At 68.0% G+C, this 24,472-nt stretch carries 19 protein-coding genes; 10 read left to right on the plus strand and 9 right to left on the minus strand.

Translation table 11 applies throughout. The annotated features are described in order from the left end of the window. Positions 1-44: 44 nt before the first annotated feature. On the plus strand, positions 45-743 hold the full coding sequence (locus FHD67_RS03710) for an aspartate/glutamate racemase family protein (RefSeq protein WP_045981558.1): 699 nt from the start codon (positions 45-47) through the stop codon (positions 741-743). A 32-nt stretch (positions 744-775) separates the two neighbouring features. Continuing rightward, positions 776-2,131: an NCS1 family transporter gene (locus tag FHD67_RS03715; protein ID WP_045981559.1), complete on the plus strand. Its 1,356-nt coding sequence runs from the start codon at positions 776-778 to the stop codon at positions 2,129-2,131. A 36-nt stretch (positions 2,132-2,167) separates the two neighbouring features. Here the strand turns inward: FHD67_RS03715 and FHD67_RS03720 are convergent, their stop codons facing one another. The 6 genes from FHD67_RS03720 to glgB are packed head-to-tail and all read right to left on the minus strand — an operon-like array spanning position 2,168 to position 13,422. Further along, complete coding sequence (locus FHD67_RS03720; RefSeq protein WP_139597841.1) at positions 2,168-4,603, minus strand: glycogen/starch/alpha-glucan phosphorylase; 2,436 nt, start codon at positions 4,601-4,603, stop codon at positions 2,168-2,170. Further along, positions 4,581-6,455 (minus strand): amylosucrase, encoded by a 1,875-nt coding sequence (locus FHD67_RS03725; RefSeq protein WP_139597842.1) that lies wholly within the window; start codon positions 6,453-6,455, stop codon positions 4,581-4,583. The genes FHD67_RS03720 and FHD67_RS03725 overlap by 23 nt, the downstream gene beginning before the upstream one ends. Beyond that, complete coding sequence (gene glgX / locus FHD67_RS03730) at positions 6,452-8,536, minus strand: glycogen debranching protein GlgX (protein WP_139597843.1); 2,085 nt, start codon at positions 8,534-8,536, stop codon at positions 6,452-6,454. Before glgX ends, FHD67_RS03725 begins: the two co-directional genes overlap by 4 nt. Next, positions 8,533-9,957 (minus strand): glycogen synthase GlgA, encoded by a 1,425-nt coding sequence (gene glgA, locus FHD67_RS03735; RefSeq protein ID WP_139597844.1) that lies wholly within the window; start codon positions 9,955-9,957, stop codon positions 8,533-8,535. Before glgA ends, glgX begins: the two co-directional genes overlap by 4 nt. Further along, positions 9,957-11,216 (minus strand): glucose-1-phosphate adenylyltransferase, encoded by a 1,260-nt coding sequence (gene glgC / locus FHD67_RS03740; protein WP_139597845.1) that lies wholly within the window; start codon positions 11,214-11,216, stop codon positions 9,957-9,959. Before glgC ends, glgA begins: the two co-directional genes overlap by 1 nt. Positions 11,217-11,238: 22 nt before the next feature. Continuing rightward, entirely contained in the window at positions 11,239-13,422 is a 2,184-nt protein-coding gene (gene glgB, locus FHD67_RS03745; protein WP_139597846.1) for a 1,4-alpha-glucan branching protein GlgB, read from the minus strand. Between the two features lie 117 nt (positions 13,423-13,539). Between glgB and FHD67_RS03750 the strand changes: the two genes are divergently transcribed. After that, entirely contained in the window at positions 13,540-15,144 is a 1,605-nt protein-coding gene (locus FHD67_RS03750; protein WP_139597904.1) for an alpha-glucosidase, read from the plus strand. A 19-nt stretch (positions 15,145-15,163) separates the two neighbouring features. Here FHD67_RS03750 and FHD67_RS03755 read toward each other — a convergent pair whose 3' ends face one another. Continuing rightward, positions 15,164-15,352: a hypothetical protein gene (locus tag FHD67_RS03755; RefSeq protein WP_139597847.1), complete on the minus strand. Its 189-nt coding sequence runs from the start codon at positions 15,350-15,352 to the stop codon at positions 15,164-15,166. Continuing rightward, on the minus strand, positions 15,349-16,323 hold the full coding sequence (locus FHD67_RS03760; protein ID WP_139597848.1) for a LysR family transcriptional regulator: 975 nt from the start codon (positions 16,321-16,323) through the stop codon (positions 15,349-15,351). The genes FHD67_RS03755 and FHD67_RS03760 overlap by 4 nt, the downstream gene beginning before the upstream one ends. A 120-nt stretch (positions 16,324-16,443) precedes the next feature. Between FHD67_RS03760 and FHD67_RS03765 the strand changes: the two genes are divergently transcribed. From FHD67_RS03765 to FHD67_RS03775, 3 genes are read left to right on the plus strand one after another with little or no spacing between them, the layout of a single operon-like run. After that, positions 16,444-17,376, plus strand: coding sequence for a ring-cleaving dioxygenase (locus FHD67_RS03765; RefSeq protein ID WP_139597849.1), 933 nt, complete (start codon positions 16,444-16,446; stop codon positions 17,374-17,376). A gap of 17 nt (positions 17,377-17,393) precedes the next feature. Further along, positions 17,394-17,948 carry an NADPH-dependent FMN reductase gene (locus FHD67_RS03770; RefSeq protein ID WP_139597850.1) on the plus strand — a complete coding sequence of 185 codons (555 nt, stop codon included), beginning with the start codon at positions 17,394-17,396 and terminating at the stop codon, positions 17,946-17,948. Further along, positions 17,945-18,700 carry a VOC family protein gene (locus tag FHD67_RS03775; protein WP_139597851.1) on the plus strand — a complete coding sequence of 252 codons (756 nt, stop codon included), beginning with the start codon at positions 17,945-17,947 and terminating at the stop codon, positions 18,698-18,700. Before FHD67_RS03770 ends, FHD67_RS03775 begins: the two co-directional genes overlap by 4 nt. A gap of 67 nt (positions 18,701-18,767) precedes the next feature. Here FHD67_RS03775 and FHD67_RS03780 read toward each other — a convergent pair whose 3' ends face one another. Further along, positions 18,768-20,264: a VOC family protein gene (locus FHD67_RS03780; RefSeq protein WP_139597852.1), complete on the minus strand. Its 1,497-nt coding sequence runs from the start codon at positions 20,262-20,264 to the stop codon at positions 18,768-18,770. A 153-nt stretch (positions 20,265-20,417) separates the two neighbouring features. Here FHD67_RS03780 and FHD67_RS03785 point away from each other — a divergent pair, with 153 nt between their 5' ends. From FHD67_RS03785 to FHD67_RS03800, 4 genes are read left to right on the plus strand one after another with little or no spacing between them, the layout of a single operon-like run. Next, complete coding sequence (locus FHD67_RS03785) at positions 20,418-21,350, plus strand: pirin family protein (RefSeq protein ID WP_139597853.1); 933 nt, start codon at positions 20,418-20,420, stop codon at positions 21,348-21,350. Positions 21,351-21,361: 11 nt separating this feature from the next. Further along, positions 21,362-21,904, plus strand: a complete 543-nt coding sequence (locus tag FHD67_RS03790; RefSeq protein WP_139597854.1) for a DUF924 family protein — start codon at positions 21,362-21,364, stop codon at positions 21,902-21,904. A gap of 8 nt (positions 21,905-21,912) precedes the next feature. Beyond that, positions 21,913-22,968 (plus strand): histone deacetylase family protein, encoded by a 1,056-nt coding sequence (locus tag FHD67_RS03795; RefSeq protein WP_246071219.1) that lies wholly within the window; start codon positions 21,913-21,915, stop codon positions 22,966-22,968. 34 nt (positions 22,969-23,002) lie between these two features. Next, positions 23,003-24,469 carry an asparaginase domain-containing protein gene (locus FHD67_RS03800; protein ID WP_139597855.1) on the plus strand — a complete coding sequence of 489 codons (1,467 nt, stop codon included), beginning with the start codon at positions 23,003-23,005 and terminating at the stop codon, positions 24,467-24,469. The last annotated feature ends 3 nt before the right edge of the window (positions 24,470-24,472 follow it).

Here is a 24,472-nt window from a genome sequence, read left to right on the forward strand (position 1 = left end):
AATCGGTGGTAACAATAGGGCGACTCAGGAACACGGAGACGCCAATGAAGCTGGTCGTGATCAACCCCAATTCCACCGCATCGATGACCGACAAGATCCTGGCATCGGCCCGCGCGGTGGCCGCCCCCGGCACTGATGTCGAGGGCCGTACCGCCCATGGCGCCCCCGCCAGCATCGAGGGCCATTTCGACGAGGTGATGTCTGCCGCCCACCTGCTGCGCGAGGTGCAGCAGGCCCAGGCCGAGGGTGCCGACGCCATCGTGGTCGCCTGTTTCGACGATCCCGCCATCGGTGCCTGCCGCGAGGTCGCGACCGGCCCCGTGCTGGGCATCTGCGAGGCGGGCATCAAGGCCGCCAGCATGATCGCCACGTCGTTCTCCATCGTCACCACCCTGCCCCGCTCCGTCCCGGTGATCGAGGAATTGGTGCGCAAGTACGGCCTTGACCACCAGTGCCGTCGCGTCCGGTCGGCGGAAATTCCGGTGCTGGCCCTGGAAGAGCCCGGATCGAATGCACGGCAGCTGGTTCGTGCCGAAATCCTGCGCGCCATCGAGGAGGACCGCTGCGAAGCCGTCGTTCTGGGATGCGCCGGCATGTCCGACCTGACCGAATGGCTGAGCCACGAGACGGGAATTCCTGTCATCGACGGCGTGACCGTCGCCACCAAGTTCGCCGAGGCGCTGGTCGGCGCCGGGCTGCTGACCTCCAAGATCGGGGCCTATGCGCACCCGATCCAAAAATAAGAAATCCGCCATCTCCATACAGGGAGTATCCCATGACCCATACCGGAACGATCGCCGATCACGCCCCACATGCCCTGGACGACAAAAGACCGGGCGAGGAGAGCCTTGCCCCGCAGACCACCCGAATCATGGACCCCTGGTCCTACCTGTTCGCCTGGCTGGGCGGCTGCGTCAGCATCGGCACCTTCACCGTCGGATCGGGGCTGGTGGGCACGCTGAACCTGATCCAGACGGTCGTGGCCATCGCCATCGGCTGCACGGTCATCGGCCTTGCGCTGATGATCAACGGGCGCGCGGGCCACAAGTACGGCATCCCCTTCATGGTGCAGGCCCGGTCGTCCTTCGGCTTTGCCGGGACGCGGCTGCCCGCGCTGGTGCGATCGGTCCCGGCGATCGTCTGGTACGGCTTTCAAAGCTGGATCGGCGCCGGCGCCCTGAACCTGGTCTCCGAAACGATGTTCGGCTACTCCAACATCTGGGTGTTCTTCATAGGCTTCCAGTTCCTGCAGATCGCCCTGTCGGTGCTGGGTTTCCACGGCATCAAGTGGCTGGAGAACATCGGCGCCGTGTTCATCATCGGCGCGCTGATCTACATGTTCTTCAGCGTGATCGGGCAGTACGGCGACCAGATCAGCACCAACCTGATCCAGGCCGAAGGCACCTGGGGCGCGCCGTTCTGGGGGGCCACGATGCTGTTCCTGGGCGTCTATTCCACGATGATGCTGAACGTGTCGGACTATTCGCGCGAATTGCAGCACCGCGTGGGATCGGTGCGGCAGGTGGTGATCTATGCCAACTCGATCCTGCCCGCGACGCTGTTCATGGGGATGATCGGCCTGATGGTGTCCTCGGCCACCGGAGAGGTCGACCCGATCAAGGTCTTCTCCAGCGCGGTGGACAACCCGATCCTGCTGGTGGTGACGCTGTTGTTCATCGCCTTCGCGCAGGTGACGACCAACATCCTGAACAACGTGGTGCCGCCCGCCTATGCGATGATGGACGTGTTCAAGCTGTCGTTCAAATCGGCTGCCGTCATCGTTGGCCTACTGGCCTTCGCGACCTTCCCCTGGCTGCTGGTGCGCGACGAATCCGCGGCGGGGCTGGGCCTGTTCATCCAGACCTACAGCGCCTTCCTGGGGCCGATCTTCGCGATCCTGGTGGTCGACTATTACGTGATCCGCCGCCAGACCCTGAACCTTGACCACCATTACGATGCCGACGGCCCCTATCGCGGCTGGAACCCGGCGGCGGTCATCGCGACCGTGGTGGGCGTAATCGTCGCGCTGATCTTTTCGGGCATCAGCTGGTATGCCAGCCTGATCCCGGCGGGGGTCACCTATTGGCTGCTGATGCAGTACCTGCCATCGGCACAGCGCTTCCGCGCCTGACAGGAAAAAGGCCCCCGGTGACGGGGGCCTTTCGCATCATGCGGGCACGACCGGCACCGCGTGCCAGATGTCGCGCATGTATCCCCGGATCGTCCGGTCGGACGAGAAGAACCCCGACCGCGCGATGTTCAGGGCCGCCATCCGGTCCCAGGCCGCATGGTCGGCATAGGCCCGATCCACCGCCCGCTGCGTCGCGAAATAGCTGTCGAAATCGGACGCGACCAGGAACGGGTCGTCGTTCCAGGTCCGGTCCAGCAGCGTGTAATAGCTGTCGGCCCGGCCGAACTGACCTTCGGCGATCAGCTGCAGGGCGATCTTCATGTCCTCGGACGCCTCGATCGCGGCGCGGGCATGGCCGGGGCGGGCCTTTTCGGCCGCTGCCTCCTCGGCGGTCAGGCCGAACAGGAAGAAGTTCTCGGGGCCCACATGCTCGCGGATCTCGACGTTGGCACCGTCCAGCGTGCCGATGGTCAGCGCGCCGTTCATGGTGAACTTCATGTTGCCGGTGCCGGACGCCTCCTTGCCCGCAGTGCTGATCTGTTCAGACAGATCGGCGGCGGGGATCAGGTCTTCGGCCATCGAGACGTTGTAGTTCGGCGGATAGGCGATCTGCAGGTATTTTGCCGTGACCGGGTCGTTGTTGATCTTGGCGGCCACGTCGTTGATCAGGTGGATCACCGACTTCGCCAGCCAGTATCCCGGCGCCGCCTTTCCGCCGAAGATCTTGACGCGGGGCGTCCAGTCGCCGTTCGGGCTGTCATGGATCCGCTTCCAGAGGGCGATCGCCTCCAGCACGTTCAGCAGCTGGCGCTTGTATTCGTGGATGCGCTTGATCTGGACGTCGAAGATCGCGTCCGGGTCGGCCTTGACGCCCAGCCCTGCCAGCAACCCGTCGGACAGGGCAACCTTGTTGGCGCGCTTTGCGCCCCGCAGATGTTCCAGGAAGATCGCGTCGCCGGCATGGGTCTCAAGTCCCGCCAGCTGGTCCAGGTCCTTGGTCCAGCCGGTGCCGATGGTGTCGTCCAGAAGCCGCGTCAGCGCCGGGTTCGACATGCGCAGCCAGCGGCGCGGCGTCACGCCGTTGGTCTGGTTCACGATCCGGTCGGGATGCAGCTTGTGCAGGTCGGCAAAGACCGTGTCCTTGACCAGATCGGTGTGCAGCGCGGACACGCCGTTCACGCGGCCCGCCATGATGAAGGCCAGCTCTCCCATGTGGACCTGGTCGCCATGCACGATGCCGATATGCGCAGGGCGATTGGTAGTCTTGCGATGATCCTCGTCGATCATCTGGATGATCTGCATGTGCCGGGGCAGCACGCGGCCCATCAACCAGGTGGACCACCGCTCCAGCGCCTCGGGCAGCAGGGTGTGGTTGGTATAGTTCAGCGTCCGCCGCGCCAGGTCCTGCGCGCGGTCGAAGGCCAAGCCGTGCACGTCCATCAGCAGGCGGATCAGCTCGGGCCCGGCGATGGCGGGGTGGGTGTCGTTCAGCTGGATCGCGACCTTGTCCGGCAGGATCTCCAGGTCGCCATGTTCGGCCAGGAACCGCGCCAGGATGTCCTGCAACGCGGCCGAGGTCAGGAAATATTCCTGCTTCAGGCGCAATTCCTTGCCCGATTCCGTGGTGTCGTCGGGATAAAGAACGCGCGACAGCGTGCGGGCCAGCGCCTCGGGTTCGGCCGCGGCCGTGTGATCGCCCGCGTTGAACCGCTTGAGGTCCAGCAGCGTCGTCGGATGCGCCCCCCACAGCCGCAGCGTGTTGGCCCAGTCCCCGCCCCAGCCGATGACCGGCGTGTCATAGGCACGCGCCACGACGCTTTCGCCCGGATGCCAGACGGCATGGCCTTCGACCATGTCGACATGACCCTTGAACCCGATCTCGTAGCTGTAGTTGATGCGCACGAATTCCCACGGATGCGGCTGGTTCAGCCAATCCTCGGGGGTCTCGACCTGCTGGCCGCCCTCGAAGCGCTGGCGGAACAGGCCGTGCTCATAGCGGATGCCATAGCCGAAGGCCGGGCAGGACAGCGACGACAGCGATTCCATGAAACACGCCGCCAGACGCCCCAACCCGCCGTTGCCCAGTGCCGCGTCGGGTTCGTCGTCCAGGATCACCTGCTCGTCCAGACCCAGCAGGGTCAGCGCCTCGCCCATGGCGGGCTCCAGGTTCAGGTTGATGATCGCATCGCCCAGGATGCGGCCGATCAGGAATTCCATCGACAGGTAATAGACCCGCTTGGCGCCCTGGTCGCGGGCGGCACGGATGGCGCCGACCCAGGGGCCGACCATCAGGTCGCGCACCGTATAGCTGACGGCAAGGCGCCAATCGAAAACGGTTGCGAATTCCGGGCCGCGGCCCTGGGTGTGGGTCAGGTGATGCAGGATCTGATCGCGCAGATCCTGTGCCGACAGGGATTGGGTCACATTCCGCCTCTTGCGCAGGGAAAAATCAGGACAACCAGACGCGGCCATAGGGTGGCAATGCCAGCATGTCGTCATGCAGCGTCACCGTCGCGTCCGACAGAATGTCGCGCATGTCCGTCACGCCTTGAAAGCGCAACCAGTCGCCGCTGACCTGTTGCCAGCTTTCCGTGAAGTTGAAAAGACACAGAATGCCGCCTTGGGGCGCGCGGCGTGCGAATGCCAGCAGCGCGGCGTTGCCGCAGTCCAGAATTTCGGTCGGATGCCCGCCATGCAGGCGGTCGCAGGACCGGCGCGCGGCCAGGATGGCGCGGGTGCCGTGCAGAACGCGCCCCTCGGGCGTGTCCGGGTCGGCGCTTGCGCGGGCGGCGCGGTCCCAGTCCATGGCGGGGCGGTTGATCCAGCGGCTGTCATGCGCATGCTCGGGCACGTCCAGATAGCCGTGGTCGTTCACCATCGCGAGTTCGTCCCCCATGTAGATCAGGGGGATGCCGCCAAAGGACGCGATCAGCGCATGGCCCAGCAGGATCCGGTCCACGGCCCGGTCGACCACCAGCGGATCGCCCGCGGCCAGACCGGCCTCCAGCCCAGCCAACGCGGCAAAGCTGCCGGCGATGCGCTTGTCGCCGGTCTCGGGGTTCTCCTGGAACAGCACGCCGCGGGCGAAGCTGCCCGGATAGCTGCCGTCATAGAAATCCGACAGGAAGGCGCGATGCGCCGCCCCCGACAGGCCTAGGGCGCCCGCGTCTTCATCGGTGATCGCCCATCCGATGTCGTCGTGACAGCGGATGTACGTTGCATAAGTCGCGTTCGTCAGCACGGGCGGGAAATGCGTGCGCAGCACATGCGTCATCAGCCGCGTGTCGCGCGTGGCCAGGGCCGACCAGTACTGGACCATCAGGCTGTTGTGATAGCAGAGGTTCCCCTCGCGCCCGTCATGTTCGCCGCGCCCGAAATAGGTCAGCATCTCGGCCGGGCCGACGATGGCCTCCTCCAGGTGGATCACCGCGCTGGCCGCGATCCGGGTGCAGGCGCGCAAAGCGCGCAGGATCATGTGGACCTCGGGCTGGCTCTGGCAGGTGGTGCCCATGCGCTTCCACATGAAGGCCACCGCGTCCAGGCGCAGCACATCGACCCCCTTGTTGGCCAGGTTCAGCATGATCCGCACGATCTCCAGGAACACCCGCGGATTGGCCCAGTTCAGGTCCCATTGATGGGCGTTGAACGTGGTCCAGACCCATTTGCCGAATTCGGGGTGATGGGTGAAGCTGCCCGGCGCGGTCTCGGGAAAGATCTCGATCAGCGACGCCTCATAGGCGCGGGGCAGCGTGTCGTCGTCGAACATCAGGTACATGTCCTGGTATTCCGGATCGCCCGCCGCCGCGCGCCGCGCCCATTCGTGTTCCTGCGCGGTGTGGTTCAGCACCAGATCCACACACAGCGACATGCCCCGTTCGCGGAGACTGCCCGCCAGCCGCGTCAGGTCGGCCATGCGCCCAAAGGCCGGGTTGATCTGGCGATAATCCATCACCGAATAGCCGCCGTCGCTGTCGCCCGGTCGCGGCATCAGGCAGGGCATCAGGTGGACATAGCTGATGCCCAGATCGCGCAGGTAATCCAGCCGGCCATGCACCCCCGCCAGCGTCCCGGCAAAGCGGTCGATGTAGAAGACATAGCCCGCCATGCCAGACCGCTGGAACCAGTCGGGCTCCAGGTCGCGCATCAGGTCCAGGCGCTTCAGGTCGGCGGGACGCGCGGCCCAGCCCTCGCGCAGCGCGGCCTCCAGCTCGGCGCAGAAGGCGTCGTAATCGGGGCGATCGCCGTACAGGCGTTCCAGCATGGGCCACAGGTCGGGCGCGCTGCGCGCGAGGCGCATGTCGAAGATCGAGGGGGCTTGGGTCATGATACGCTCGGGGTGGTCAGCACGAAGGCCGCGACGCTGTCGGCGGCGATGGGTTCAAGGTCCTGGGCAGGCAGGTCCGGGTCGTCGTCCCGCGCGCTGTCCAGGCGGCGGCGCCAGCGGCCGTCGGGCGCGTCGGGCAGGCGGACCTGCGCCTCGGGGCCGTTGTTGAAGACCAGGAAGACCGCTCCCGGCAGGGCCGCATAAGCGGGCGTGCCGGATGCCATGCGCATCTCGGCCGCCAGCAGGCGGCGGTCGGGGTCGTTCCAATCGTCGGGCGTCATCGGCGCGCCATCGGCCCGGCGCCAGAACAGGTCGGGCAGCCCGTCCTGTTCGCGCGGCTGGCTGTGCAGGAACCGCTTCTGCCGCAGGATCGGATGCGCGCGCCGGAACGCGATGACGCGGCGCACGAAGTCTAGGAAGGCCGGGTCCGCGCCGTCCCAGTCGACCCACCCCGTCGGGTTGTCCTGGGCATAGGCGTTGTTGTTGCCGCCCTGGCTGTTTCCCAGCTCGTCGCCGGCCAGCAGCATGGGCGTGCCTTGGGACAGCATCAGCGTGGCGATCAGGTTGCGGCGGCGGCGGTCGCGCGCGGCGGTGATCGCGGGATCGTCGGTCGGGCCTTCGGCGCCCATGTTGTCGGACAGGTTGTGGTTGTGGCCGTCGCGGTTCTCCTCGCCGTTGGCCTCGTTGTGCTTGTCGTTGAAGCTGACCGTGTCCATCAGCGTGAAGCCGTCGTGGGCGGCCACGAAATTCACCGAACTGGTCGCGGGGCGACCGTCATGATCGAACCGCGCGGCCGATCCCGCCACCCGCTTGGCCAGCTTGCCGATCAGGCCCTGATCGCCCCGCCAGAACCCGCGGATCTGGTCGCGATAGCGGTCGTTCCATTCCGCGAAGGGCGCCGGATAGGCGCCCAGCTGGTATCCGCCCGGCCCGATGTCCCAAGGTTCCGCGATCAGCTTGACGCGGTTCAGCACCGGGTCCTGGCGGATGGCACGGAACAGCGGCGCGTCGCGGTCGAACACGCCGCGCGTGCGCCCCAGCACGGATGCCAGGTCGAAGCGGAACCCGTCCACATGCATCACCTCGACCCAGTATCGTAGCGAATCCATGACCAGCCGCAGCGTGAAGGGGCTGTCCAGGTTCAGCACGTTGCCGGTGCCCGCATCGTTGACATAGAACCGCCGATCCTCAGCCAGGCGGTAATAGGACGCGTTGTCCAGCCCGCGGAACGACAGGGTCGGGCCCAGTTCGTTCCCTTCGGCGGTGTGGTTGTAGACGACGTCCAGGATCACCTCGATCCCGGCCTTGTGGAACCGTGCAACCATCTGCTGGAATTCGGCGATGTCGCCCGCCTGCATGTAGCGCGGTTCCGGCGCGAAGAACCCATAGGACATGTAGCCCCAGAAATTCGTCAGCTTCCTGTCGGTCAGAAAGCGGTCGTCGGCAAAGGCATGGACGGGCAGCAGCTCGATCGCGGTGACGCCAAGCCGCGTCAGGTGATCCAGCACGGGTTCGGACGCCATCGCCAGATAGCTGCCGCGATGCCCGATATCGGTGCGCCCCGCGGTCAGTCCCTTGACATGCGCCTCATAGATCACCGTTTCCGACAGTGGCCGGTGCAGTGCACGGTCGTCGCCCCAGGCGAAGCTGGGGTCCACGACCACCGACTTCGGCATGTGCTGCGCGCTGTCGCGGCGGTCGAAGGACAGATCGGCATCGTGATGCCCGACCCGGTATCCCATCAACGCGTCATGCGCGGCGGGCCGTCCCGTCAGCCGCTTGGCATAGGGGTCTATCAACAACTTGCGCGCGTTGAAGCGATGCCCTTCGTGGGGGCGATAGGGGCCGTGCATCCGAAAGCCGTATTTCTGGCCGGGGCGAAGCCCCTCGACATGACCGTGCCAGACATGGCCCTCGCGTTCGGGCAGATCGACCCGCGTCTCTCGGTTGCGTTCGTCGAACAGGCACAGCACGGCGCGTTCGGCATGCTGAGAGAACACCGCAAAGTTCACCCCCGCGCCGTCGAAGGTCGCACCCAGGGGCGTGGGGCGCCCTGCGGTCATCGCGATGGTCTGGGTCATGACGGATGGGTCAGCCTTGCATAAAGATCGGCATAGGCACGGGCCGACTGCCCCCACCCGACGGGATGGGCCATGGCGTTGGCCTGCATCCGGGACCAGGTGTCCCGGTCCGCGTAAAGGGTCGCCAGCCGCATCAGCGCCCCGCGCAGCGCCACCGCCGTGACGGGCGCGAACTGGATGCCCGTGGCGACGCCGCGCGCCAGCCCCGCGGGCGAGGCGTTGATGACCGTGTCGGCCAGCCCGCCGGTCAGCGCGACGACCGGGATGGTGCCATAGCGCAGTCCGTACATCTGCGTCAGCCCGCAGGGTTCGAACCGCGACGGCACCAGGATCGCGTCCCCCCCGGCGATCAGCCGATGAGAGAACGCCTCGTCATAACCGATGCGCACGGCCACGTTGGGATCCGCCGCCGCCTGTCGGAACGCCTGTTCCAGGCCAGGATCGCCCGACCCCAGGACCGCCAGCTGACCGCCCGCCGCCATCAGCGCGGGCAGCGTCTCCAGCACCAGGTCCAAACCCTTCTGATGGGTCATCCGCGACACGATCACGCAAAGCGGCCCCTCCGCCTGCGGCAGGCCCAGCTCCGCCTGCAACGCGACCTTGGCGGCGGCCTTGCCCGCCGGATCCGTGAAGGACAGGATGGCCGGGTCGGTCGCCGGGTCCCAGGCCTGTTCGTCGATGCCGTTCAGGATGCCGGTCAGGGCGGCCTGCCGGTGGCGCATGACCCCGTCCAGCCCCATGCCAAATTCCGGCGTCATCAATTCGTCCGCATAGCTGGGCGACACGGTGGTCAGCGCGTCCGCGCCCATCAGCCCGGCCTTCAGCGCCGAGATGCCGCCCCAGAACTCGTATCCCTCGCTGTAGAATCGCGCGGGGTCCAGGCGCAGCGAATGCAGCCGCCCCGGATCGGTCGACCCGGTGAAGGCGATGTTGTGGATGGTCAGCACCGTCCGCACATCGGCCCCGCCCATGCGCGGCAGGTATTCGGTCATGAAGCCCGCCTGCCAGTCGTGACCGTGCAGCACCTGGGGGCGCCAGCCGCCCGCGCCATGGGCCGCGACATGCGCGCCCGCCCAGGACAGCGCGGCAAAGCGTTCCGGGTTGTCCGGCCAGTCGCGCCCGTCGGGGCCCAGATAGGGGTTGCCGGGGCGGCCATACAGATGGGGTGCGTCGATCACCAGCAGGTCCAGCCCCGCGCCCCGCCCCTGCAGCAGGACCGCAGGCCCGCCGAACAGGTCGTCGAAGGCATGAACGGCCTCGGCTTCCTGCAGCGCGGCCATCACTGCGGGATAGCCGGGGACCAGGCTGCGCATGTGGACGCCCACGCCCGCCAGGGCGGCGGGCAGCGCGCCCGTGACGTCGGCAAGCCCCCCGGTCTTGACCAGGGGGGCGATCTCGGAGGCGACCGACAGCACCCGCATCACAGGGATGCCGCCCGCCGGTCCAGCATGTCCTGGGTGATCAGGGTCACGCCGCCCTCGCTGACGCGGAACCAGCGGGCATCGGCCTCGGGGTCCTCTCCGACGATCAGGCCCTCGGGGATGACCACGCGGCTGTCGATGACGACGTTGCGCAGCCGGGCATGGCGGCTCACCGTCACGTAGGGCAGCACCACCGCGTGATCCAGGACCGCATAGCTGTTCGTGTGCACCTCGGTGAACAGCAGCGAATTGCGCACCTCGGTCCCCGAGATGATGCAGCCCCCGGACACCATCGATGACACGGCAAGGCCGCGGCGGTCGGTTTCGTCATGGATGAACTTGGCGGGCGGCACGCTTTCGGAATAGGTCCAGATCGGCCAGTCGCGGTCCCACAGGTTCAGGTCCGGGGTAAAGTCGGTCAGCGCGATGTTGGCCTGCCAGAAGGCGTCGACCGTGCCCACGTCCTTCCAATAGGCCGGCGCATGCGCCTCGCGCACGCAGGACGTGTCGAACCGATGCGCCATCGCCTTGCCGTTCTTGACGATGTCGGGGATCAGGTCGGTGCCGAAATCATGGCTGGAATTGGGGTCCTGCGCATCGCGCAGCAGCAGGTCGCGCAAAAAGGCCCAGTTGAAGACATAGATGCCCATCGAGGCCAGCGCCTTGTCCGGCTCGCCCGGCATGGCGGGCGGATCGGCGGGCTTCTCCAGGAAGGATACGATTCGACCCGTGGCGTCCACGTCCATCACGCCAAAGGCCGTGGCCTCCATCCGGGGCACGGTCAGGCAGCCCACGGTGACGTCCGCGCCGCTTTCGACATGCTCACGCAGCATGATCTCGTAGTCCATCTTGTAGATGTGGTCGCCCGCCAGGATGACGATGTAATCGACGTCGTAATCGTCCACGATGTCGATGTTCTGGGTGACCGCATCGGCCGTGCCGCGGTACCAGTGGTCCTCGGAGGTGCGCTGGCTGGCGGGCAGGATGTCCAGGAATTCGTTGCGTTCGGCCCGGAAGAAGTTCCAGCCGCGCTGGCAATGCCGGATCAGGCTGTGGGCCTTGTACTGCGTGGCGATGGCGATCTTGCGGATGCCGGAATTCATCGCGTTTGACAGGGCAAAGTCGATGATGCGGGTCTTGCCGCCGAAATAGACGGCGGGCTTGACGCGCCGGTCGGTCAGCTCCTTCAGGCGACTGCCCCGGCCCCCCGCCAGCACGAATGCCATCGCCCGGCGCGTCAGCCGTTGCGTTTCCACCATGGTCCTCTCCTCCCTCATGATTTCAGCCTGCCGCCACGAAGATCACCACGGACAGGGGCGGCAGGGTCACAGCCATCGAAGCCGGCTGACCGTCCTGCGGTTCCCCGTCCGCCACGACGCCGCCCAGATTGCCCATGCCGCTGCCGCCATAGGCGGTGGCATCGGTGTTCAACGCCTCGCGCCAGCGCCCCGCCTGCGGCACGCCGATGCGGAAACCGGGGCGCGGCACGGGGGTGAAGTTGCAGACCACCACCACCGGCGGATCGCCCGCATCGCCACGCCGGATCCAGGAATAGGTCGACTGCGCGGGATCGGTCGCGATCCACTGGAACCCCTCGGGCTCGGCATCCTTGACGTGCAGGGCGGGGGTGTCGCGGTAAAGGCCGTTCAGGTCGCGCACCAGTGCCTGCACGCCCTGGTGCATCGGCTGGCCGGCGGCGTGCCAGTTCAGCTCTCCGTTGTGGTTCCACTCCTCGGGCTGGCCGAACTCGCAGCCCATGAACAGCAGCTTCTTGCCCGGATGCCCCCACATGAAGCCGAAATAGGCGCGCAGGTTCGCGAACTGCTGCCATTCGTCGCCGGGCATCTTGTGCAGCAGGCTGCCCTTGCCGTGGACGACCTCGTCATGGCTGATCGGCAGGATGAAGTTCTCGCTGAAGGCGTACATCAGCCCAAAGCTCATCAGGTCGTGGTGATAGCGGCGATGGACCGGATCGCGGCTCATGTAGCGCAGGGTGTCGTTCATCCAGCCCATGTTCCACTTGAAGCCAAAGCCCAGCCCCCCCGCATCGACCGGGGCCGAGACCTTGGGAAAGGACGTGCTCTCCTCGGCCACGGTCATGATGCCGGGCTGTTCGCCGTAAGCCTCGATGTTCATGTTCTGAAGGAAGGCAATCGCCTCATAGTTCTCGCGCCCGCCATCCTTGTTCGGGACCCATTCGCCCGCCTTGCGCGAATAGTCGCGGTACAGCATCGACGCCACCGCATCCACGCGCAGCCCGTCGATATGGTATTCGTCCAGCCAGTAGACCGCATTGGCGGTCAGGAAGTTCTGCACCTCGGTCCGGCCATAGTTGTAGATCAGCGTGTTCCAGTCCTGGTGGAACCCCTCGCGCGGGTCGGCATGTTCGTAAAGCTCCGTCCCGTCGAAGCGGGCCAGGCCATGCGCGTCGGTCGGGAAATGCCCCGGCACCCAGTCCAGCAGCACCCCCAGACCGGCCCGATGCGCCGCATCGACCAGGTCGCGGAACTCATGCGGCGGGCCGAAGCGGATCGTCGGCGCATAAAGGCCCACCGGCTGATAGCCCCAGGACCCGTCAAAGGGAAACTCGCTGACCGGCATCAGCTCCAGATGGGTGAAGCCCATGTCCTTGGCATAGGCCACCAGATCCCGCGCCATCTCCTGATAGGAGAGCGGCCGCCCGCCATCGTCGTACTTGCGCCGCCAGCTGCCCGGATGGACCTCATAGATGCTGATGGGGGCGCGGCGATCCTGCGCCCGCGCGCGCCGCGCCATCCATTCGGCGTCCTTCCAGCCATAGCCGGTGATGTCGCGCACCACGCTGGCCTTCTCGGGCGGATGCTGGCTGCCGAAACCCACCGGGTCGGCCTTCAGCATGACCCCGCCATGGGCGTCCAGAACCTCGTACTTGTAGAGGGTGCCCTCGCCCAGGTCGGGCAGGAAGATCTCCCAGAACCCCTGGCCCACGCGGCGCATCGGATGGCGCCGGCCGTCCCACCCGTTGAACTGGCCCACGACCGACACCCGCCGCGCATTGGGCGCCCAGACCGCAAAGCGGGTCCCTGCGACGCCCTGATGGGTGGTCACATGCGCGCCCAGCACCTGCCACAGCCGCTTGTGCGTGCCTTCGGCCAGCAGGTGCAGGTCCATTTCGCCCAGCACGGGCGCGAACCGATAGGGGTCGTCGAAGGTCCATTCGACGCCGCCGCCCGACCGGGCCTTCAGCCGATAGGGACCGGCCGGGATGGGGCCGGCGAACAGATCGCCCGCCACGCGCGGCAGATCCGCCTCTCCGTCGGGCCCCACGGCCGACAGTGCGGCCAAGTCAGGGTGATAGACGGTCAGCCACTGACCGTCGCCGAACGGGCGCGGTCCCAGAATTGAAAACGGTTGCGAACATCGCCCCTGGGCCAGCAGGGCCTGATCTTCTGGGCTAACATGCGGAGGATTCTTGCTTTTGTCCATGAGGCCCACCTTAGCCCGATCATAGATTCGGGCAATCGTCTGGTTAACGCTAACACCTCCTTTTTGATCTCGCTATAGTCATCCGCGACGACAGGATTTTCCGGAAAGGTATCGATGATGGCGGAATGGTGGCGCGACGCGGTGATCTATCAGATCTATCCCCGCAGTTTTCAGGACAGTGACGGCGACGGCATCGGCGACCTGCCGGGCATCACGCGCCGGCTGGACCATGTGGCGGGCCTTGGTGTGGATGCGATCTGGCTGTCGCCCTTCTTCACCTCGCCGCAGAAGGACATGGGCTATGACGTGTCCGACTATACCGGCGTCGACCCGCTGTTCGGCAGCATGGCCGATTTCGACGCCATGGTCGCCCGCGCGCACGCCCTGGGCCTGAAGGTCATCATCGACCAGGTCATCAGCCATTCCAGCGACAAGCATCCCTGGTTCGAGGAGAGCCGCCGCGACCGCACTAACCCCAAGGCCGACTGGTATGTCTGGGCCGACCCCAAGCCCGACGGCACACCGCCCACGAACTGGCCCTCCGTCTTCGGCGGCCCGGCCTGGGAATGGGAGCCGCGCCGGCGCCAGTACTACCTGCACAACTTCCTGATCGAGCAGCCCGACCTGAACATGTGGAACCCCGCGGTCCAGGACGCCCTGCTGGACACGATGCGATTCTGGCTGGATCGCGGCGTCGACGGGTTCCGGCTGGACACGGTCAACTACTACTTCCACGACGCCAAGCTGCGCGACAACCCGCCCAATCCCGACCACAAGGGCCCCGAGACCTACGGCTTTCAGCGCCACGTCCATTCCAAGAACCAGCCCGAGAACATCGCCTTCCTGGAACGCATGCGCGCGCTGACCGACGAATACGACGCCCGCATGATGGTCGGAGAGGTCGGTGACGGCGGCCAGACCGCCATCGACATCATGGGCGATTACACTCAGGGCGATGACCGCCTGCACATGTGCTACAGCTTCGAGATGCTCAGCCCCGACTTCACCGCGCGCCATTTCCGGCACACGATCGAGGGCGTGCACGATCATGCCCCGGACAGCCATTCCTGCTGGTCCTTCTCGAACCACGACGTGATCCGGCACGTGTCCCGTTGGGCCGACCATGCGCAATCCCCCGAGGCGCTGGCACGGCAGGCGGCGGCGATGCTGCTGTCCTTTCCTGGCACGATCTGCCTCTATCAGGGAGAGGAGCTGGGCCAGACCGAGACGACCCTGGTCTATGAGGAACTGACCGACCCCCCTGCCCTGCGCTTCTGGCCCGAGGTCAAGGGCCGCGACGGCTGCCGCACGCCGATGGTCTGGGACCAGGTCGAACCGCATGCGGGGTTCTCGGACGCGACGCCCTGGCTGCCGGTCAAGGACGACCAGGCGGTCCGCGCCGTGGCGCATCAGCAGAACAGCAACGATAGCGTGCTGGCCGCCTATCGCGGCACGATCGCCTTTCGCAAGGCGTCCGATGCGCTGCGCTTGGGCAAGACCGCCTTCCTGGACATGCCCGAACCGATCCTGGCCTTCCGCCGCGACCATGACGGGCAGGCGCTGACGGCGGTGTTCAACCTGTCGCGCACGCCCCTGTCGGTGGCGGTCGCGGGCGATACCGACCTCAGCGGCCCGGTCAACGCCACGCTGGAGGGCGGCACGCTGCACCTGCCGGCGAACGGCTTCGCCTGGCTGACGGGTGCGCCGGCGCTGACCGCCTAAGATACGGGTGGCCGGGGCCTCAGGGCTCCGGCCGCCGCCACACGAACAGGGCCAGCCCCAGATAGATCCCCGCGGCCCCGAACAGCATGGCCCAGGCGGTACTGCCCGACCACAGCTCCACCCCCGCCCAGATCAGCGGCAGGATCACGCAGATCACCCGCACCCACAGCGGGCGAAAGAACGGCGCATCGGGATCGACAAGCTTCATGGCACACCTTCCAGGGGCTTGGGGGGGCGGGGGGTCCGGGGGGCTGGCCCCCCGGCCGTCGCGGGACGCATCAGACCGCGCTGCCATGGCGGGTCCTCGGCAAAGGCCGCCGCGATGTGATCGACAAAGGCCCGCGTCTTGCGGGGCAGCGGCCGGATCGGCGGCCAGACCACGCTGATCGGCAGCGGGTCCTGCGCCAGGTCCGGCAGCACCTGCACCAGCCGCCCGTCGCGCAACGCGTCATGGACGATGAACAGCGGCAGCAGCGCCAGGCCCAACCCGCCGATGGCCAGATCGCGCATCGCCTCGCCGTTGTTGGCGGATACCCGGCTCTGCCGGGGCGGCGCGACCTGGTCGCCAAAGGGCCAGATCTCGGCCAGCCGCGCATTCAGGTATCCGATGATCTCGTGCCCCGCCAGATCGCCGGGCGCCCCGACCGCGCCGTGCTGCGCCAGGTAATCGGGACTGGCCACCAGGGCGCGCGGATCCTCGCACAGGCGGCGCGCCATCAGGCTGCTGTCCTTCAGATGCCCGATGCGCAGCCCCAGATCGAACCCCGCCCGCCCCAGGTCCATGTGCCGGTCATCGTAATCCAGCACGATCTCCAGCCCCGGATGGGCGCGCGCGAAACCCGCGATCACCGGGCCCAGGTGGCGGATGCCGAAACTCATCGGCGCCGCGATGGCCAGCCGCCCGCGCAGCGCGGCCTCCGGCGCGGCGGCGCTTTCGGTGGCGGCGACCAGTTCGGCCAGCGCCGGGCGCAACCGTTCGGCCAGGGACAGCGCGCTGTCGGTGGGCGCGATGCGCCCGGCATGCCGGGTGAACAGCGCGACGCCCAACGCGGCCTCGAAATCAGTGATCCGCTTGCTGACCACGGATTTCGACAAGTCCGACCGCGCCGCGGCACCCGAGATGCTGCCCGCATCCAGCACCGACAGAAAGGTTCGGATATCCGTGATCGTCCAGGTCATGGCGAACCCTAGCACGTCGCCGGTCGTTCGCAAGAACCGAACGCGGCGTTGCCGCGCGCATGGGTGCCGCGAACGCCCCGCCTGCGCCATATTCCCTTCAAGCAAGGAAAGGAGCCTGCCATGCAGCTGACCGGAATCCATCACCTGACGGCGATCACCGCCAATGCGCCGGGCAACAACCAGTTCTATACCCAGACCCTTGGCTTGCGCCGGGTCAAGAAGACCGTGAACCAGGACGACACCTCGGCCTATCACCTGTTCTTCGCGGACGGCGCGGGCAGCCCCGGCACCGACATCACCTTCTTCGACTGGCCCGCCGCGCCCGAACGTCGCGGCACGAACGCGATCACCCGGACGGGGCTGCGCGTGGGCGCGGACAGCCTGGACTACTGGGCCGACCGTCTGTCGGGCCTGGCCGGCAAGATCACCACGCTGGACGGCCGCCCGACCTTGGATGTCGAGGACCCCGAGGGTCAGCGCCTGCGCCTGATCGCCGCCCCTACCCCGGCGGGCCAGCCCTGGGATCGCAGCGACGTGCCCGCCGAACACCAGATCCACGGGCTGGGGCCGATCACCATCTCGGTTCCCGAACTGGCCCCGACCCAAGCCGTGCTGACCCAGGTCATGAACATGCGCCCGGTGCGCGATTATGCCAGCCCCGATGGCCAGGGCCAGGTCCATGTCTTCGAGATGGGCGAGGGTGGTGCCGCGGCCGAACTGCATGTCGCGGTCCAGCCCGGCCTGCCGCAGGCGCGCCAAGGCGCGGGCGGGGTGCATCACGTGGCCTTCCGCGTGCCCGATACCGCCGCCCTGACCGCCTGGACCGACCGCGTGGCCCGGTTCCGCGTACCCAGCAGCGGCGAGGTCGAGCGGTTCTATTTCCGGTCGTTGTATTTCCGCGAACCCGGCGGCAATCTGTTCGAACTGGCGACCGACGGGCCGGGCTTCGACGTGGACGAACCCTTCGAGACGATGGGCGAGGGCCTGTCCCTGCCCCCCTTCCTGGAGGGCAAGCGCCAGCAGATCGAGGCCGGGCTGAAACCCTTGGCCTGAACGCAAGGAGAGACGCGATGACCACGATCCTGGGACTTTCCGGCAGCCTGCGTCGGGCATCGCTGAATTCCGGCCTGCTTCGGGCGGCGGCGGATGCCGCCCCCGAGGGTGTGACGATCACCATCGGCGACATCGCGCAGGTGCCGCTCTATGATGGCGATCTGGAGGCCGCGTCGGGCATTCCCCCCGCGGTCACGACCCTGACCGACCAGCTGGCGGCCGCGAACGGGCTGCTGCTGGTCAGCCCGGAATACAACAACGGCGTGCCGGGCGTGCTGAAGAACGTCATCGACTGGATGTCGCGCGGCCAGGGCATGGCCGTCTTCAAGGGCAAGCCCGTGGCCGTCATCGGCGCCTCTCCGGGCAATTTCGGAACCGCGCATGCGCAGTCGCACTGGCTGCCGGTGCTGCGGATGCTGGCCACCCGCCCTTGGTGGGAAGGACGGCTGATGGTGTCGCGCGCGGGCGATCTGTTCGACGACCAAGGCAACTTGACGGACGACAAGACCCGCGAAAGGTTGGCCGAATTCGTGGCGGGCTTTGCCGGCTCGATCGGCGGCGGCCGGTCATGACCGGCATCGCCCATGTCGCGCTGACCGTGCGCGACCTGCCCGGCATGGCGCGGTTCTATCAGACCGCGCTTGGGCTGGAACCGATGGGCGGGGACGGGGCGCAGCGCGACCTGGGCGCGGGCGGGCAGGTGCTGATCCGCCTGTCGGGCGACCCCGCCGCCATCCCGCGCGATCCGCGTGACGCGGGCCTGTTCCACACCGCCTTCCTGTTGCCCGACCGCGCGGCCCTGGGCCGCTGGCTGCGCCACGCCGCCGATACGGGCGTGCGGCTGACCGGCGCATCGGATCACGATGTCAGCGAGGCGCTGTATCTGGACGACCCCGAAGGCAACGGGATCGAGATCTATCGCGACCGGCCTGCCTCGGACTGGGCCCGCGACGGCGACCGCGTGCGGATGGTTACCGAACGGCTGGACCTGAACGATCTTGCGGCCGCGGCGGACGGGCCCTGGCAGGGCGCGCCCGCCGGGACCCAAATCGGCCATGTCCACCTGCAGGTCGGGGCGATGGACGCGGCCGATGACTTCATGCAGGGCACGCTTGGCCTGACGCGCACCCATGATGCGCCGGGCGGGGGGTGGTACGGCTGGAACGGCTATCACCACCATCTGGCCGCGAATGTCTGGAACAGCCGGGGCGCCGGTCCCCGTCCCGACGGCCGGACCGGGCTGGATCACGTCGCCTTGACCGGATTTCCAGAGAAATCGGCGGCCGTGGCGGACCCGTTCGGGAACCGGTTCGAATTTGTCTGAGTTATAGCGCCGTACACAGTCTGACCAGTGCGCCCCGCCTCCGGCCAAGACCGGAGGCGGGGCTTTTTCATGCCCCGGAACTGGCCATCCAGGCGCTGGCCGCGGCCAGGTCCTCGGGGGCGATCTCGTGTCCCGCCGCGATCGTGCGGGCGTCCAGATCGGCCCCGCTTGCGGTCAGCCAGTCGTTCAGCGCCGGGGCGTAATGCCCATAGGGGTCGCGCGCCCCCTGCAGCGTCAGAACCCGGACCCCCGACAGGTCGGCCCGTGGCACCGGGTCCAGCACCAGCATCGGCCGGATCAGAATCGCCCGCGCGATCAGCCCTGGATGCAGCGCCATCACCGCCCCCGCAAAGTTTGCGCCGTTCGAATAGCCCAGCACCGTCAGCCGCGCGGGGTCGAGGCCATAGGCCGCCATCGCACCCTCCCAGAAGGCGGCAAAGGCCGCGGCTTCGGACCGGATGTCGTCCTGGTCAAAGCTGGCCATGGACAGGCGCCGAAAGAACCGGGCGACGCCCTCTTCGGTCGACCGGCCGCGCAGGCCCAGCAGGGTGGCGCGCGGCGCGATGCGATGCGCCAGCGGCATCAGGTCGGATTCCGATCCGCCGGTGCCGTGCAGCAGCAGGATCACCGACCCGTCTGCATCGTCGGGGGTGTGGATGCGGTGGATGAAAGGCAGATCGCGCATGGGGGTCCTTTCCTCGCCCGGGCGGGCGAATTGCGGCAGGCGCAGCCGCAGGTCGGTGTCGTCAGTCATGTGCGGCGGGACCTTCAGCGTCCGGCCAAGGTCGTCCTCGTCCACGGCCATGCCGGGACCGTCGGTCGCCAGTTCGATCAGGATGCCCGCAGGATCGCGGACATAGAGCGAGGTGAAATACAGCCGATCATGGACCGTCACATCGGTCAGCGCGGCCCGGTGCGCGTCGATCGCCGCGACATCGGGCACGCGCAGGGCGACATGGTCGATCACCCCGGTTCCCGGAATGCCCGGCACGAACCCTGCCGTGTCGCGGATGTCGATCGCGTCGCGGTCCGATGCCAGGCGCGTCACGCCGCCTTCGATGCCCTGGTGGGCATAGCCGAAGCGCGCCAGGAACGCCGCCGTGGCCGGGGCGTCCTGCGACCACAGGGTCACGCCCTGCAGGCGGGCGGGGGCCGCGGGCCAGCCGGTATCGGGGATGTCCCCGCCCACCAGCTTGACGATGATCCCGTCCGGGTCGCGCAGGCGCAGGACCGGCGCGCCGAATTCGCGGACCGGCCCCTCGACGCGCAAGCCACGCTGCATGGCGCGGGTCAGCCAGTCGCCGATCCGCGCGCGGGGGATGGCCAAGGCGATCTCGGCCACCTGTCCGTGTCCCACCCGACCGGGCGCACCGTCCTGCCAGACTAGAAAGCTGACCAGCGACCCGGGCGCGCCCGTGGCATCGCCATAGAACAGATGCAGCTGTTCGGCATCCTCGAACCCCGCGGTCTGCTTGACCAGCGACAGGCCCAGAAAGCCCATCCAGAAATCGACATTGGCCTGCACGTCGCGCGTGATGGCCGTCACGTGATGAAGTCCCGTCATGGCGACCTCCTTTCAGGATCCAACATGCCCATGGCGGTCGTTCGGCGCCACGGGGGTCGTACGCAACCCGGCGTTCGCACGGGCAGAACGCCTGCACGCTTGCCCGATGGCCCGCAAACCCCCACCCTTGGGAACAGCACAGGAGAGAACGCCATGAGCTGGAACCCCGCCCTGACCCCCGGATGCCCCGACGCCATCGGCGCCGATGCCATCGAGACGCTGATCATCCCCCGCGCCCGCGACCTGGGCGGGTTCGAGGTACGCCGCGCCCTGCCCGCCCCCAAACGCCAGATGGTCGGGCCGTTCATCTTCTTCGACCAGATGGGCCCGGCGGAATTCCTGACCGACCAGGGCATCGACGTGCGCCCGCACCCCCATATCGGGCTGGGCACGGTCACCTATCTGTATCGCGGCAGCTTTCAGCATCAAGACAGCACCGGCGCCGACCAGATCATCACGCCGGGCGCGCTGAACTGGATGGTGGCGGGGCGCGGCGTGACCCATTCCGAACGCAGCCCCGACGCCGTGCGCGCCGGGCCCAGCAGCCTGCTGGGGATCCAGACCTGGATCGCCCTGCCGGAGACGCATGAGGACATCGCCCCCAGCTTCGAACATCACGCGGCGGACGCCCTGCCCGAGATCCGCGACCAGGGGATCGAGGCGCGACTGATCCTGGGTCGCGCCTATGGCGAGACAGCCCCCGCGACGATGCATTCCGACACGTTCTATCTGGACGTGACGCTTGCCGCCCGCGCCCGCTTTCCCCTGCCCGTCGATCACGAGGATCGGGGGATCTACATCACCGAGGGCAGCGTCAGCATCGCCGGGCAGGAGTTCCAGGCTGGCCAGATGATGGTGTTCCGCCCCGGCGACGCGATCACGGTGGCGGCGGGCGACCGGGGCGCGCGGCTGATGGCGCTTGGCGGTGCCACGCTGAACGGGCCGCGCCACATCTGGTGGAACTTCGTCGCGTCGTCGCGCGAACGGATCGAGGCCGCGAAACAGGAATGGCGCGAGGCGCGTTGGGGACAAGGACGGTTCGACCTGCCGCCGGGCGACCGCGACGAACACATCCCCTTGCCGTGACGGAGAGACACATGCCCAAGACCCCCCACGAGGTGCTGGAGTTCTGGTTTTCGGACCAGATGCGCCCCTATTGGTTCGCCAAGTCGGACGACATCGACCGCGACATCGCCGCCCGTTTCAGCGACACCTACGAGGCCGCGCATGCCGGGCGGCTGGACGACTGGATGGACGCGCCCGACAGCGCGCTGGCTCTGGTGATCGTGCTGGACCAGTTCCCGCGCAACATCTATCGCGGCGGGCCGCGCAGCTTCGAATCGAACGACCTGGCGCTGCGCCACGCGCGGACCGCGCTGGACATGGGCCATGACGTGGGCCAGGCCCCCGACCGGCGGCAGTTCTTCTATCTGCCGTTCATGCACAGCGAGGATCTGGCCGACCAGACCCGGTCGGTGGCGCTGTACGAAGACCTGGGCAACGACCATTCGCTGCATTTCGCGCGCGAGCATCGCGACATCGTCGAACGCTTCGGCCGCTTTCCGCATCGCAACGCGATCCTGGGCCGCGACAGCACCGCCGAGGAGGCGGAGTTCCTAAAGACGCATAGCGGCTTCTGATCTTGCCGATGCGGCGCGGGCGTCCTAGCCTGCGCCGCATGGACAGCCTGCTCTGCTTTTACGCACCCGACACCGCCGCCCACGATCCCCGGTTCTGGATGCTGCGCGGGGTGCCGATGGCGAACAAGGAAACCGCCGAACGTGCGGACTGCCTGCTGGCGGGCATCGCCGCCGCGGGGTTGACCGCGACCGATCCGCCGGTGGCCGACCGCGCCCCGATGCACGCGGTTCACACGGCGCGCTATCTGCACTTTCTGGAAACCGCATGGGACGAATGGCAGACGGCCCCCGGCGCGGGGGCCGAGGTTGTGGCCAATCTGCATCCGCAGAAGGCCGACCAGACCTATCCGTCGGGGATCACCGGGCGGGCGGGCTGGCACATGGCCGATACCGGCTGTCCGCTTGGTCAGCACACCTATGCGGCGGCGCTGCGCGGGGTGGACACCGCACTGGCGGCCAGCCGCGCGGTGCTGTACGGGGCGGGCGCGGCCTATGCGCTGTGCCGTCCGCCGGGGCACCATGCCGATGCCGACACCGCGGCGGGGCACTGTTTCCTGAACAATTCCGCGATCGCCGCGCAGGCCCTGCGCGCGGCGCATGACCGGGTCGCCATCCTGGACATCGATGTCCATCACGGCAACGGCACGCAGCAGATCTTTTTTGACCGTGCCGACGTGCTGACCGTGTCCGTTCATGCCGATCCGGACGCGTTCTATCCCTTCTATCTGGGCCATGCGCATGAGGTGGGGCCGGCCGGCACAAACCTGAACCTGCCGCTGCCCCTGGGATCGGACGATGCCGTCTGGCTGGACGCCATCGACCGCGCGCTGGACCGCATCGCGGGTTTTGCGCCGGGCGCGCTTGTCCTGGCCCTGGGGCTGGACGCGCACGAGAACGACCCGTTTCGCGGGCTGCGCGTCACCACCCCGGGTTTCGCCCGCGCCGCCGCCCGCATCCGCGCCGCGGGCCTGCCCACCGTCATCGTCCAGGAGGGCGGCTATCTGTCCGAGGATCTGACGCACAACCTTGCCAGCTTTCTACGGGGCTGGATCGGCACCGCCTGAGCGTTCTATAGCGGTCCGGGAACGGGGGACCCTCATGCGCATCTGCATCATCAACACGGGCGGCACGATCAGCAGCACGGGCCAGCCGCTGGCCCCCATGGCGGCGGACCGCTTTGCCCGCGCCGCGCAGGATCTGCTGGGGCCGGCGCTGGCGGCGGCCCTGCCGGGGGACGCGCTGCATTTCGACACGGGACTGCGGTTTTCGGATGACGGGCCCGGAACGCTGGACAGCACCGACCTGCGCCCGTCCGACTGGTGCCGGATCGCGCGGCGGGTGCTGGACCTCTATGCCGACCACGACGCCTTCGTGATCCTGCACGGCACCGACACGATGGATTACACCGGCGCGGCGCTTCCCCTGCTGCTGAACGTCTTCGACGATCTGGGGCTGGCCCGCGCGGCGCTGTCCAAGCCGGTGATCCTGACGGGCGCACAGCTGCCGCTGTTCACCGACACCCCCGCCGGGCTGGTCCTGAACGCGGGCAGCGATGCGCTGGCCAACCTGACCGGCGCACTGTCCTGTGCCCGCCTGCGCCTGCCCGAGGTCGCGATCTTCTTCGACGGACGCCTGCTGCGCGGGTGCCGCGCACTCAAGGTGTCGACGACACGCTTCGCGGCCTTTGACAGCCCGCATCTGGCGCCTCTGGCGGAACGCGGCATCGGCATCCGCCGGGGCACGGTCGCGCCCCTGCCCGGCCCCGCCGCCCCCGACTTGGCGCTGGACGCGCCCGCGGCCCATGCGCGGGCGATGGCCCAGCTGGACGCGGTGCAGGCCTGCATCGACGATCAGCGCGTGGTGCAGATCACGGCCGTGCCTGCCGATCACCGCGCCGCCGCCCCGATGCTGGCGCAGCAGGTGCGCGCGGCGCTGGACCAGGGCGCGACCGGCCTGCTGCTGGAGGGGTTCGGCCCCGGCAATGTCCCCGCAGGAAATGGCGCGATCGCGCAGGTGCTGGCGGATGCGGACGTGCCCGTGCTGATCGCCAGCCGGGTGATCGGCGGGCAGGTCGGCGCGTTCGATTATGCCGCCGGGGCCTGGATCGCGGCGACCGGGGCCGTCGCGGGGGGCGACATGACGCCCGTCGCGGCGCTGGCCAAGATGGTTGTCCTGACCGCGGCCGCGCCCCATCACGGGTGGGACCGTGCCACGCTGGCCGCCCTGCTGGCACGCGGGCTGACCGGGGAATGTGCGCCCACCGACCGGATGGACGGCCCGCTGTGGCCCGGACAGGTGCTGACCTGCGGCCCCGTGCGGCTGGAGAACGACCCCGATGCCGGGCCGCGGCTGATGCGGGGCGGCGCGGTCCTGTGGCAAGCGCCGGGGCCCGGCGTGCTGCGGATGCAGGGCGAAAGACTGGCGCTGATCGGTCACGACGGGGCGGTGCTGTGGTCCGGCCCCCCCGCCCCCGGCGCGGTGGCGATCCTGTCGGACGATCCTCCGGCGCTGCGCATGATCGACCCCGCCCATCGCGCCGCCCCCGTCACCGCGCTTGCGGGCTGACAC

Source organism: Paracoccus haeundaensis, from assembly GCF_006239215.1.
GTDB lineage: Bacteria > Pseudomonadota > Alphaproteobacteria > Rhodobacterales > Rhodobacteraceae > Paracoccus > Paracoccus marcusii.

Excerpts from the sequence above, each read along its gene's own strand:
- FHD67_RS03710 (WP_045981558.1), top strand. The coding sequence starts at position 45 with ATGAAGCTGGTCGTGATCAACCCCAATTCCACCGCATCGATGACCGAC.
- FHD67_RS03715 (WP_045981559.1), top strand. The coding sequence starts at position 776 with ATGACCCATACCGGAACGATCGCCGATCACGCCCCACATGCCCTGGAC.
- FHD67_RS03720 (WP_139597841.1), bottom strand. The coding sequence starts at position 4,603 with ATGGCCGCGTCTGGTTGTCCTGATTTTTCCCTGCGCAAGAGGCGGAAT.
- FHD67_RS03725 (WP_139597842.1), bottom strand. The coding sequence starts at position 6,455 with ATGACCCAAGCCCCCTCGATCTTCGACATGCGCCTCGCGCGCAGCGCG.
- glgX (WP_139597843.1), bottom strand. The coding sequence starts at position 8,536 with ATGACCCAGACCATCGCGATGACCGCAGGGCGCCCCACGCCCCTGGGT.
- glgA (WP_139597844.1), bottom strand. The coding sequence starts at position 9,957 with ATGCGGGTGCTGTCGGTCGCCTCCGAGATCGCCCCCCTGGTCAAGACC.
- glgC (WP_139597845.1), bottom strand. The coding sequence starts at position 11,216 with ATGGTGGAAACGCAACGGCTGACGCGCCGGGCGATGGCATTCGTGCTG.
- glgB (WP_139597846.1), bottom strand. The coding sequence starts at position 13,422 with ATGGACAAAAGCAAGAATCCTCCGCATGTTAGCCCAGAAGATCAGGCC.
- FHD67_RS03750 (WP_139597904.1), top strand. The coding sequence starts at position 13,540 with ATGGCGGAATGGTGGCGCGACGCGGTGATCTATCAGATCTATCCCCGC.
- FHD67_RS03755 (WP_139597847.1), bottom strand. The coding sequence starts at position 15,352 with ATGAAGCTTGTCGATCCCGATGCGCCGTTCTTTCGCCCGCTGTGGGTG.
- FHD67_RS03760 (WP_139597848.1), bottom strand. The coding sequence starts at position 16,323 with ATGACCTGGACGATCACGGATATCCGAACCTTTCTGTCGGTGCTGGAT.
- FHD67_RS03765 (WP_139597849.1), top strand. The coding sequence starts at position 16,444 with ATGCAGCTGACCGGAATCCATCACCTGACGGCGATCACCGCCAATGCG.
- FHD67_RS03770 (WP_139597850.1), top strand. The coding sequence starts at position 17,394 with ATGACCACGATCCTGGGACTTTCCGGCAGCCTGCGTCGGGCATCGCTG.
- FHD67_RS03775 (WP_139597851.1), top strand. The coding sequence starts at position 17,945 with ATGACCGGCATCGCCCATGTCGCGCTGACCGTGCGCGACCTGCCCGGC.
- FHD67_RS03780 (WP_139597852.1), bottom strand. The coding sequence starts at position 20,264 with ATGACGGGACTTCATCACGTGACGGCCATCACGCGCGACGTGCAGGCC.
- FHD67_RS03785 (WP_139597853.1), top strand. The coding sequence starts at position 20,418 with ATGAGCTGGAACCCCGCCCTGACCCCCGGATGCCCCGACGCCATCGGC.
- FHD67_RS03790 (WP_139597854.1), top strand. The coding sequence starts at position 21,362 with ATGCCCAAGACCCCCCACGAGGTGCTGGAGTTCTGGTTTTCGGACCAG.
- FHD67_RS03795 (WP_246071219.1), top strand. The coding sequence starts at position 21,913 with ATGCGGCGCGGGCGTCCTAGCCTGCGCCGCATGGACAGCCTGCTCTGC.
- FHD67_RS03800 (WP_139597855.1), top strand. The coding sequence starts at position 23,003 with ATGCGCATCTGCATCATCAACACGGGCGGCACGATCAGCAGCACGGGC.